This window comes from Enterococcus olivae, from assembly GCF_053760925.1.
The window spans coordinates 1-11,100 of record NZ_JBSMVT010000043.1 but is presented as its reverse complement, the minus strand read 5'-3'; the positions used below and the strand labels follow the sequence as shown (position 1 = coordinate 11,100).

The 11,100-nt window shown below is 38.3% G+C and carries 13 protein-coding genes; 1 reads left to right on the top strand and 12 read right to left on the bottom strand.

The features are described from left to right. Positions 1-334 precede the first annotated feature (334 nt). The 12 genes from ACWODM_RS15730 to ACWODM_RS15675 form a co-directional block, all read right to left on the bottom strand. Positions 335-520 (bottom strand): hypothetical protein, encoded by a 186-nt coding sequence (locus ACWODM_RS15730; RefSeq protein WP_455322274.1) that lies wholly within the window; start codon positions 518-520, stop codon positions 335-337. Positions 521-600: 80 nt separating this feature from the next. Then, on the bottom strand, positions 601-2,523 hold the full coding sequence (locus ACWODM_RS15725) for a glucosaminidase domain-containing protein (RefSeq protein ID WP_455322273.1): 1,923 nt from the start codon (positions 2,521-2,523) through the stop codon (positions 601-603). 79 nt (positions 2,524-2,602) lie between these two features. Further along, a complete protein-coding gene (locus ACWODM_RS15720; RefSeq protein WP_455322272.1) occupies positions 2,603-3,112 on the bottom strand; it encodes an N-acetyltransferase family protein in 510 nt (169 codons plus the stop codon). A 10-nt stretch (positions 3,113-3,122) separates the two neighbouring features. Continuing rightward, entirely contained in the window at positions 3,123-4,058 is a 936-nt protein-coding gene (locus tag ACWODM_RS15715; protein WP_455322271.1) for a dihydroorotate oxidase, read from the bottom strand. Between the two features lie 66 nt (positions 4,059-4,124). Then, positions 4,125-4,559 (bottom strand): hypothetical protein, encoded by a 435-nt coding sequence (locus ACWODM_RS15710; protein WP_455322270.1) that lies wholly within the window; start codon positions 4,557-4,559, stop codon positions 4,125-4,127. Then, complete coding sequence (locus tag ACWODM_RS15705) at positions 4,556-5,071, bottom strand: hypothetical protein (RefSeq protein WP_455322269.1); 516 nt, start codon at positions 5,069-5,071, stop codon at positions 4,556-4,558. Before ACWODM_RS15705 ends, ACWODM_RS15710 begins: the two co-directional genes overlap by 4 nt. 53 nt (positions 5,072-5,124) lie before the next feature. Then, positions 5,125-6,345: a hypothetical protein gene (locus ACWODM_RS15700; protein WP_455322268.1), complete on the bottom strand. Its 1,221-nt coding sequence runs from the start codon at positions 6,343-6,345 to the stop codon at positions 5,125-5,127. Between the two features lies 1 nt (position 6,346). Further along, complete coding sequence (locus ACWODM_RS15695; protein ID WP_455322267.1) at positions 6,347-7,498, bottom strand: hypothetical protein; 1,152 nt, start codon at positions 7,496-7,498, stop codon at positions 6,347-6,349. Beyond that, entirely contained in the window at positions 7,473-7,769 is a 297-nt protein-coding gene (locus tag ACWODM_RS15690) for an ATP-binding cassette domain-containing protein (RefSeq protein WP_455322266.1), read from the bottom strand. The genes ACWODM_RS15695 and ACWODM_RS15690 overlap by 26 nt, the downstream gene beginning before the upstream one ends. After that, positions 7,756-8,523 (bottom strand): hypothetical protein, encoded by a 768-nt coding sequence (locus ACWODM_RS15685; RefSeq protein ID WP_455322265.1) that lies wholly within the window; start codon positions 8,521-8,523, stop codon positions 7,756-7,758. Before ACWODM_RS15685 ends, ACWODM_RS15690 begins: the two co-directional genes overlap by 14 nt. Further along, positions 8,516-8,986 carry an RNA polymerase sigma factor gene (locus ACWODM_RS15680; protein WP_455322275.1) on the bottom strand — a complete coding sequence of 157 codons (471 nt, stop codon included), beginning with the start codon at positions 8,984-8,986 and terminating at the stop codon, positions 8,516-8,518. Before ACWODM_RS15680 ends, ACWODM_RS15685 begins: the two co-directional genes overlap by 8 nt. A 207-nt stretch (positions 8,987-9,193) precedes the next feature. Beyond that, a complete protein-coding gene (locus tag ACWODM_RS15675) occupies positions 9,194-9,712 on the bottom strand; it encodes a GNAT family N-acetyltransferase (RefSeq protein ID WP_455322264.1) in 519 nt (172 codons plus the stop codon). 258 nt (positions 9,713-9,970) lie between these two features. Between ACWODM_RS15675 and ACWODM_RS15670 the strand changes: the two genes are divergently transcribed. Further along, the gene (locus tag ACWODM_RS15670) at positions 9,971-10,843 is read left to right on the top strand and encodes a helix-turn-helix transcriptional regulator (RefSeq protein ID WP_455322263.1); all 873 of its coding nucleotides are present in this window, start codon (positions 9,971-9,973) and stop codon (positions 10,841-10,843) included. The last annotated feature ends 257 nt before the right edge of the window (positions 10,844-11,100 follow it).

Here is an 11,100-nt window from a genome sequence, read left to right as displayed (position 1 = left end):
ATCGTTAAGCTCATAAAAATAACGTTTGCTAGCATTACTGCTTGCTTTGTTGTGTTTGCTTCTATCTAATAGAAGCATCCTACACATTGGTTCGTTTGCTTGCTTTGTTCAGTTTTCAAAGGTCTACATTGTGCTGTGTTAGCAACTTTTATATCATATCAGGTTAAGCAATAGATGTCAACCACTTTATAAAAGTTTTTTTGAAGAAAATAAATATAACTTTTCCTCATCTATTAATTCTACCAAGTTTATTCTTATTTAGCAACTATTTTACTACATCAATAAACAAAAAAATGCAAAACTATCATTTATTGAGTTTTGCATCTTTGATGGATTAATTTGTATCATGGGTTCTAAAACGAATTTGTTTGTCTTCGTCTCTTTTTAAAATTGTTTCTTCTTTTAAATAATCAAATCGCAACTCTTCAATTTGTGGATCTTCCAGCATCGATTCATATCCTTTGAAAATATCTCGAATATATTGTTTATAGGCTTTCTTTTTCTTTAAACGTTTTTTCATGTAGCACCGTCCTTTTCTTCGTAATTTATCTTATCAATACTTTTTTGAGGTGACAAGTATTATTACAAGGAAAATCGAAACTATTTTGGCTCTATATAACTCACGCTGTTGGATAATGCAATCTGATTAGGTATTACTTTGTAGAGAACATAAGCGACGTTGCCTTCTGAGATTAAAATTCCGTCCGTTCCAACCGCTTCCACAAAAGCTACATGACCATACAATGGATGATAGCCTAAAATCCCCGGTTGAAAACTAATCACAGTTCCCACTTTGGGAATCCCAGAAACTGTGTAGCCCAAACGTTTTCCAGTGCTTCCCCAATCAGCACCATTTCCCATAAAGTCGTCTACAGTTCCGTTCAACTGGTGAACACGGTTAAAAACATACCAAGTACACTGATCGCTCTCGTAAGATCCCGACAAGTTGTAGTCCACACCATTGTATTTTGGATATCTAATCTTTTCTCGATAAACCAAAGGAACCGATTCGAGCTCCTGTGCAGGTAAAACTATTTCTCCTTCGACTCTATCGAATGTCGTTAAATGATAAGTAGCAATAATTGAATTTAATTTGTTATTGTAGAAAGTATCAGTCGCATAACGTCCTGTTAACTCTGCTGTTGCTTTCAAATAATTCCCCGCTTCAGATCGCCATGTTTTTTGATAAAAGTTTTTGTTTCCAATTATCCCCTGACGAAGCAATCGCACATAGTCCTCCAATGATTCTTTATAACTAGGATACACTCGAAAGGTAGAATCGATCCCATAGATCTGCCCTTGTCCGTTATCTTCTTGTGTTTTCAATCTCACAGAAGTTCCTTCATAGGCTCCTTTGATACCAAACAAATTAAAATACGGACCTTGAGAAAGTGAACTTGATCCTGAACCACTTTCTAAGACAGCCTGAGCGATCATGACCGAAGCAAAAAGATCATGCTCTAGACTAAGTTCCCTCGCAGACTCTGCAATAGAGTCTATAAATTGCTGCGTGCCAATATTCTTTTTGAATTCAAAAGTCACTGGATAATTCTTGATTTGCTCTTCTCCATATGTCGTAAGTTTCAAATCACTTAAAAAATGAAATACACTAAAAGACGTCTCATCCAAAATAATCGTAGATAGTCGGTCTGTTTTTGTATCTTCCAAGGAGAAATCATGGATTTTCACTCCCATACTCTCATTGGCTGAAATCAGTTGATTGTTTCCTAAATAAATTCCTAAACGATAGCTGTCGTGTTGCTTCCAGAAAATGATATCCCCCGGAACCGCTTCTTCTATAGGTACTTCTTTTCCAGTTTGCTGGATTTTTTCATGGCTGTCGAATGTGTGTCCGAATATCTTTTCATACACATCTCTTACAAAGAACAGATCGTTCTTTGCAAACAATTGTTGATCGTTTCCTTGAAACCATTGGAGACTTTCCACTATGATCGCAGCTGAACGGCGATCTTTGAATGAAGATAATAAAGGCAGTTCATAGTCATTCAAATTTGAGTTCGATACCTCCAGTGTAGAAGGAATAGCCATTCCAGAGTTTTCTATTTTTACAGTAGAAGAATCGATTTTTTCCTGAGCCGGAGTGGAAGCAATGGAGTGATTCTTGGTCTGCGTTTCCTTTTTTTGAAAAAATTCTTCCGGATCTTCTATTTCACATTCGCTTACGACTTGAGATTCCTCTTGATCTTCTGGTTCTGATTCATTTAATTCTTCGGATAAGTCTGGTTGTGCTGAGAGTTCTTCTTCGACCGCTTCTGGATCCTCAGTGTTTTCCAGCTTTTCTTCGGGAGTTGAGCTATCTTCTGAAGACTCCCACTCTTCCTCCGAAATTTCATCGGATTCTTCTATAATTTCTAATTCTTCTATAAAAGAATCCAATGTTTCTTCAGCCATCTGGTCTTTTTCCCCATCTGCAATAGCAAACACAGGAATTGTGTTTGTGGTCAAAAGCAGCAATACAGTCAATATCTTTGCCACATATTTCAATTGAGCATTCTTTTTCATTAGCAAACCTTCCTTTACTAGGTAATTTGGATCTTCATAAAAAAGTACGCAAAAAAAGAAGAATCGCTTGGATTCTTCTTCATTTTTTTAATTGATACGCATATCTTTCTCCGTCTGGAATAGGAAAAGTTACCCTTCCACAAAACGAAAAACCAGTCGCTTTAATCGCTTTTTGCATGCCCACATTCATTTGATGAGTGTCTATCCGTACATCAAAAATCCCTTGTCGCTCGGCTTCTTCCACTAATGATTGTAGCATTTTTTTTGCTAGTCCTCTGCCAGAAGCCTTTGGAGAGACAGCAATCCGATGAATAGAGACATAGGATTTTCCATCTTCGGACCAACTACCTTCTTGGATAGCTGTATACACAGGATCGATTCCATGGACCAACGCCCCTATTGCCATTACCTGCCCCTCTTCAAGCACGTATAATTCATGCGCCTTGATATCTTTGACAATTTTTTCTTCTGAGGGACCGTAACCATTTTGCCATTGGGGTGATCCTTGCTTTTTAAGCAATTCGATCGCTTCATTGACAATCATCATAATTGAAGAAAGATCTGCCATCGTCGCACGTCTAAATTTCATGTCATGTCTCCTAGTCAACGATCGATTTTAATTTTCCTCTAAACTCGTCGATCGAGTGATAGCCTTTTTCCGTCATAAGCTCTTCCAATTCCTTGGAAATACGCTCAAAAATTGCTGGTCCTTCCTTATGAAGCTCTGTTCCTATCTGAACCATTGTCGCACCACACAACAGATGTTCAAAAACATCTTTTCCGCTACGGATTCCGCCAGTACCAATAATCTTGATGCTTGGATTCAAACGAGTATAAAAGGCTCTGACATTTGCCAAAGCGGTTGGTTTGATGTATTCTCCACCAATTCCACCAAAACCGTCTTTAGGTTTGATGACAACTTCTTCGCTTTCGGTATCGATATACAAGCCATTCCCTACTGAATTGACTGAATTCACATAAGTCAACGGGAATTTATTCAAAACATCGGCCATTTCATCAAAATGAGCCAGATCGAAATAAGGTGGCAATTTGATGCCTAAAGGTTTTGTGAAAAAAGCAAATACTTTTGTCAAGATCTCTTCTGTCAAAGGGAAATCATAAGCTACTTGTGGTTTTCCAGGAACATTTGGACAAGACAGATTCAACTCTGTGATTCCCTTGTAGTCACTTTCCTGAATCACTTTCAGCATTTCAATATTCTCATCTACACTCATACCAGCAACAGAAAAGAACATCGGTGTCTCAAATTTGTTTTGACGATCCAAAGCATAGTCAAGATAATATTGTAAACCTAAATTAGGCAATCCCATTGAATTGATACTTCCTAATGGTACATCATAATAACGTGGCTCAGGGTTTCCGTCACGATGTTGCAGTGTCGCACTTTTTGTTACAAAGGCACCTGCAGCAGATTCAGACAATTCGTCCATTTCTTTTTGAGTCATACAATGAACACCCGAAGCATTCATCAGTGGATTGTTAAATGTATAGTCAACAAATGTTGTTTCTAGCATAATTTTTCCCCTTTCCGTTTCTTTCATTAGTTTAGCTTTTAAAAAAATGAAAAGCAAGAAAAAAAGTTAGTAGGAATCGCTAATAAAAGCGATCCCTTCATGTGTTGTCGTGTAAAAAAGGACATCGCCTGAAAAACCATAAAAAGCAAAGTCAATGTGACCAAATTCCGTTTCAATAACTGTATCCTCTAGGTAACCAAAACGTATTTCCTGAGTATTGATAAAAAAGGGCTCACTCTTTTTCAAACTTTTGAATAAAGTGTTTGAACTTTCTTTGTCTAAATCGTACTTGTACAGGGTATTGAATAAACCAGTTGTTTTGGTTCCTTGCCAGCGGTTGACTCTTTTTTCAGTAAGCAGTCTATTGGTCAAGTCTAAGCGAAACGCTGCTTCCTTTTCCTCGTAATCAGGGATCACGATCTCCAAGTATTTGCTTTTGTCTTTGAGAAAGTCAAGAATCTGCACGTATTGCTCTTTGTTCTCTATGCGTATCTGTTTCATTGATAAAAACCTTTTAATGTGGCAATTTCCTGAACTTCTTTGGGATAGGCTTTATCTCCCAAGACCATCAGAGAAAATTGCAGTCTTTCTTCTCGTCTGGGGCTTGCCTCAACGATTTGCGTCGCTTCCTCTCTGGAGTAGCCTTCGTATTCCAATGATAGGATCAAATTATAATAATTCGTCAGAATCTCTTTAGCCATACGAACCGCTTCCTTCTTCTCCATCCCGCTTTGATCCAAATAAGCTTTAAAGACTTGATAGGCCTCTTTAGAATGTGTTTGGCTATACCTTTCCGCTTCACCCAACACTTTGAAGGAATCTTTATTCCAATAAGACTGAGTCTGTACCTGTTCGGCCATCACAGCATTTAATTTATAACGAGCAATAAAGGTATCGATTGCTTCTTGTGCTTTTGCTTCCGCCTGCTCAACCGATTCGATGTTTGTAGCATCTAGATTGGTCGTGATTTCTTTTCCATTAAATACAATCGTTACTTTTAGTTGATTGTCCATATACCCACCTCTTTTGGATTATTGTAAAACAAAGAAAGCACGCAAAGCAATCCTCAATCCAACAAATCTTGTTTTTGTCGGTAACTACAAAGTCCAATAGAGATACCCACACTTAAGATCAGCAAAAAAATCCCTGTATACAATTCGATCAGCGGCAGCGCGCTCCACTGATACAGACTGTTTTTCAGATAGAAAGCATTTTTGATCACTACATCAGCGATAAAAATGAAAATAAAAACGACGGGGATGACCTTCATCAGCAAAGACAAATAATGCTGACTGGTTTGTGCCATGAAAAACAGGAGACTGCAAAAAGATAGACCAAATAAATAGATCAAAAGGACGACCATCGCCAACCATTGACCAAAGGACCAGGATTGCAGTGAAAACGATAAGGTATCTCCAGAAAGAAAGGAATTCAGTCCGTTAGCAAAATAAATAGGAAAGTCAGTCAAATACAGCATTCCGTAAAACAAAGCGGTCACCAAGCTGATCACTAGAAATCCGAAGGCCATCGTGGCGCCAAATTGAGACCAAAGAATGTTTCGACCATGCTGGCTGCCCCATTGAAGACTGCGCATCCGTAACAAGCGGTCTCTTACAAAAACAGCCGGGATCCACAAGGACAATAGGAAAATAAGCAAGATAAAAACATCTGCAAAGTGATGAGACAAGGTAAATGCCAAATCCTCAGGTAAGAGACTCCGCCAGCCATTTTTGTGGAACAACTCTTCTGAGAGTACTTTTTGTTCTGTCGCTGTATACTCCTCCCGCTCAAAGAAATTTGTTTCTGAATCAAAATGATGCCGACGCTCCAATAATTGCTTTAAGACTCGAAGATCTGTCACAATAGACTGCCCTTCTTCATCGACAAGCGCTTGATTGATTGTTTCAATCTGCTCTACTCTTTCTTGTTCTTCGTGGGTCATTTCATCGATTCGCTTGTGGCCAAGATGCTGCTCCGACCAGCTTGAAAAGGCTGCGTAATTCGCTAATCTCAATTGTTTAGCCGTCTCGTCGTCGGCTATGCGTTCATCTGCCAGAGCTAGGAGCTGCTGGTACTCTTCCTCGATGATCTGTAGCTCGTCGTCTTCCAATGAAGGTCCGAACCGCTCTTGCCATTCTTTAGCGTAATCATAAACTGGGATCGCGCTACCATTTGGCCAGTACTCATAGATAAAACTTAAATTCTGTTGGTAAAAAACCAGCCCGATCAGTAGTCCAATCAGTAGCATGAAGGGTTGAAATAATTTTTTAGTTTCTGTAAAAAACATCTTATCGAACCTCCTTCCTTGGATAATATTTTCCTGTAAAAATCCCAGCAATTAACAAAAGTCCAACGTTCATCAAAGATGCCAGTGTCTCCTGCCAAGGGATCGTGGAATAGGGACCCATTTCTGTAAACCAGTACCCTTGGTTATTCCACAAAGAAATCGGCTGCCACATCAAAAGTCCATAAACATTCGACCAGCCTAGCTGCTGCGTGACTTGCTCCATTCCTGCAAGGATCGTATAAAGAACTACTAATAGGACAAAGCCTCGGAAAAAATGATTGGTCCACAAACCCGTCAAAAAACTAATTCCATGACAAATTCCTAGCAAGAGTAAACCCAACAAGAGCGACAGTAACGTATAGTTCCAAAGAGTCATTGGCAACCAAGTCATAAAAGGAATCACAAAAAAAGGCGAGTAAATATTCACATGAAATTGGGTGGACATGCTTGTCTGCCAAAGGCTACCAAAAGGATTCGTGTAGCTTAAAAGACTAAAGACCAGACCACTCATCAGCAAATAAAAAAGTAGTGTCCAGATCAAACTGGCAATATATTTGCTGATTTGAACACTTCGACCGGTCTTAGAACTAAAGACCAGTTTGTCTGTTCGTGTAAAGCGTTCAGAGGTGCTACCAAAAAGCCCTAATAAGACTGCAAACACCAAACTTTCTCCCAGAATCGCATGAAAAATTCGGTTTCTAATAAATGTAAAAAATCGAGTGGTCTCTCCAGCGGCACCAATTTGCAGATCGGCTTCTTCCTCTGCCAGTTGATCAACAACCAGTGTCAGCTTTTGATATTTTGAACGAATTTCCTCGGCGACTGAATCATTGATCTGAAAAAAAGCAATCACCTCTTCAGCTAATTGATCTGTCGAATAATTTTCAAAAACATTTTCTGTTTCAGACAAATCCGTAAGTAGTCGTTGCTGATAGCCATTGCTGGGCTGCTCAAGCAATTGCTGCTGAAAACTTTCATTAATCATGCTTCCCATCTGCGGTTCCTTATTTTGAATGAACTGCAAATAACCCTGATCCAGATCGGCTGTTCCTATATAAATGATATTTAATAAGAAGCTAGTAATAAAAAAGATGACTAGCATCGGTTGTTCGATCATTTTACGCATCTCAAAACGAAGCAAGTGTAGAGTCATCTCTTCCCACCTCATCCCGATAAATATACAAAAAGGCATCCTCCAATGTTGGACGGACCTCCACAGCGCCCAATTCCTTTATATTTTGCCCTTCCCACAGGATCTCGCCTGAAGTTGGAAATAAGAGTGTCGTGATCATCTTCATTAAGGTCGTTTTTCCTGCCCCGTTGGGAGAAAGCAGTCCATAGACTCCCTTTTCAAAAGTGAGATCGATCTCTTTTAAGACAGCATTCGATTGAAAGCTTTTATTGACATGATTAAGCACTAGCATTTGAAAGTATTCCTTCCTTTTTCGTAAAATATTCTCGGCGCAACTGTCCGATAAAAAAGCCCACAAAGAGAATAAACAAACCCACAAAAAGCCACGATGGCAAATAAAGTAGAATGTCTATCATCCACTCTTTTTTCCAAGTCAAAATACCAGAAAGCAGCATCCATAAGCATGGTGTAACAAAATAAGAAGCATGCCAAGGTAACTGACGCTCCAGCCATAGCTGTCCGTTTGCAAATAAAAAGAGTGATGAGCTAGAAAGGCTCAGCAGTCTGAGTAAAGATATCTGTTGATCAAACAGCTGCCAAATCAAAAAACTACCCAAACCAGAAACAAGCAATGCAAAGGTACTAAAGAACAGCATGCGCAGGATCATCAACTCTTTCAGCGAAATTCGTAGAGTCATCTTCAACTCAAAGGTTCCCAAATAAATTTCTTTCCAAACACCCAGAAAATAAAACAAACCATAACAAAACGGAGACAACATAAAAACGAAGAAATAGGTTTCTTGCTGCAGCTCCTTCGTTTGTAAAGACTGCCACTCTGGAAATACTAAAAAAGCGATACCCAAAAAGGCAATTAGCGCTAGAAAGAGGACATCTCCGATTCCCGAAAATAACTGCCCACTGCTGAGCAAACGAAAATTTGATTGCAAAAAGTGATGAAAGGTCATTGGTTGAAGGTCTGCTTTTTGAAGAATGTAAGCAATACTTTGTTCACGTTCTTCCTTCGTTAATGGGGATTTATCATACATTATAGGAAAACTCCTTTCTTATTTTAGTGATCAAGCGGTAATACTGTGCTTTGATCTTTTCTTCTTTCTGATAGAGAGCAGAGGCAATTTCCGGAAATGAACAATTACCATAGACTCTTAATCGAAAAATCTCTTGGATCTCTGGGCGGAAATTTGCGACATACTGGTTGATTTCATTCAATAATTCTCGTTGATAGATCGTTGTATCCAAGTCATTGGCATAGCCAAGAGTCTCTTCCTCTAGCTCAAACCAGACCATTTTTTGTTTGCGCCAACTATCGATCACTTTGTAGGTGCCAATACGAAACAACCAAGTGCGGAAAGAAGCCTTTTTGGCGTCATAGGCTTGTAAGCCATTCAATGCAGAGATAAAGACTTCTTGGGTAATGTCTAAAGTATCACTACGTTCGCCCACTTGACGATAGAGATAACTGTAAAGATCATCATAGTACCTTCGAACCAGTTCATTGGCAGCTTGTTCCGAACCTTTTTTTTAAATACTACGAATCAATTGACGGTCTGTCCGCATAACTTCTCTCCTTTCCTTCCACTTACCTATATATTCGATGACTATTACTCAATCATTGCAAAAAAAGAAAAACTTTTTTCACTTTCTTCTAAAAAAATACTCGATCGCTTTCTCTCGGAAACGATCGAGTAGGATGCTGACTTATTTGTTGTGTAAATAAAAGAGAATAACCGGATTTTCTTGCTTCTTGTCATAGGAATAGTAAAATGGTTCCAGCAACGGTTGAAATCCCCATTTTTTGTAAAAGGCTACCGCTCGATCATTTTTATTCCTAGCAGTAGAGAGCAAAATGCCAATAAAATCTGTCTGTTTCAACAAATCCTCCATTAATCGACTGCCAACTCCCTGATTCTGATACTCTGGAAGAACCATCAGTTCATTCAGCTCAAATCGTGCTTCGAACCAATCGATTTCTTTGGGTAGCTCATGAGAAACTTGCTGCGCCCACCAATTCTCTTTTTTGAAGTCAAAGCCGTACACAAAACCAATAATCTGACCATGATCTACTGCTGCAAAAATCAGCGGATTTTTTTGACTTTCGATACTGTTTTGAATACGTTCCAATAGATTGACCTGCTGGTGCATGGCTTGATTGTAAACATTCGATAATGTCTCTGAATACTGTAGCATTTCCGATTCAGAAAGCTTGATTACTTCCATCATTCTTTCTCCTCTTCAATTGATCCCACTCTTTCAACTAGATTTTACACGTCAGAACAGAAAGACGCAATGATTGAAAGAACGAGAGGTTTGCAGATAGTTAGCTGATAAACATTTTTCACTCATCGGCACTGCTCCCTTTTCTTAACCAAAATCGTTCCTGATATGTTTGTGTTATGCTAGAAAAGAGCAAAAATAATCAAAAAAAGTTCCTAGAAAAGCGTATGATAGACGTAGTGATACAGATAGAGGTGATTTATGGATTATACAGAAGATATTCAAAAAGCATTGGTTTATATTGAAGAAAATTTAACGGAAACTCTTTCCTTAGAAAATATTTCTAAAAAAGTTGGAATGTCTGAATTTCATTTTCAGCGAGTGTTCAAAAAGCAATTACACATGGGTATATATAAATATATTCAGAAAAGACGGATCGCTAACGCTTCTTTACTTTTGCTGAACAGTGAGTTAAAAATTCTTGATATCGCTTTGATCAGTGGTTTTTCTTCTCAAGAAGCTTTTTCTAGAGTCTTCAAAAAATATTATCAATTAGCGCCTCGACAATATAGAGTACAATTCAAACATTTTTTTAGGAGGAATTTAAAAATGAGTAACGCAAAAATAAAAGGCTGGTTAGTTTCTGGTAATAATCATGATAAATATGAGATCACTTTAGACAACACGCACTTCCATAGCGGAAAGCAATCAGTCAAAATTAGTAGAAATAATAGTTTGTATACAGACGATTTTGCGACAGTGATGCAACAGGTCAGCGCAAAAAACTATCTAAACCAGCGCATTCGCTTGAGTGCTTATTTGAAATCTGATCAAATAGAGGGTTGGGGTGGTCTCTGGTTGCGTATAGATGGAAAAGAATTTGAACAGTTAAAATTTGATAATATGCAAAACAGACCGATCGAAGGAACAAACGACTGGAATTATTACTCCTCTGTCTTAGATGTTCCTCAAGAAGCGGAAGTCCTTAATTTTGGCTTTTTGTTACAAGGAGAAGGTACTTTATGGGCGGATGATTTTTGTTTAGAAATTGTTACTGAAGATGTTGCTACCACTGATTTTGACAGTGAACAACGCTATCCTGCAGAGCCTCAAAATCTTTCCTTTGGGGAATAGTCTCTTTAGCCGGCTCATTGCCTTTTTATAATTAGAGTAAAAAAAGAACCTTTTTCTTTGGATTGGTTATCCAATCCAAGAAAAAGGTTTTTTTAGTTGTTGCGTTGGGTACCTGACTAAAACTTTTTTACACTAGTGTTGCATTAAAATTATAACCTATTCCATGAAACAAAAAAATCCTTTATACTAGCACTTGGATGACTTATCCAAGACCAATAAAAAGGACTATCTCATGGATAAGTATAGAATAAATTCGG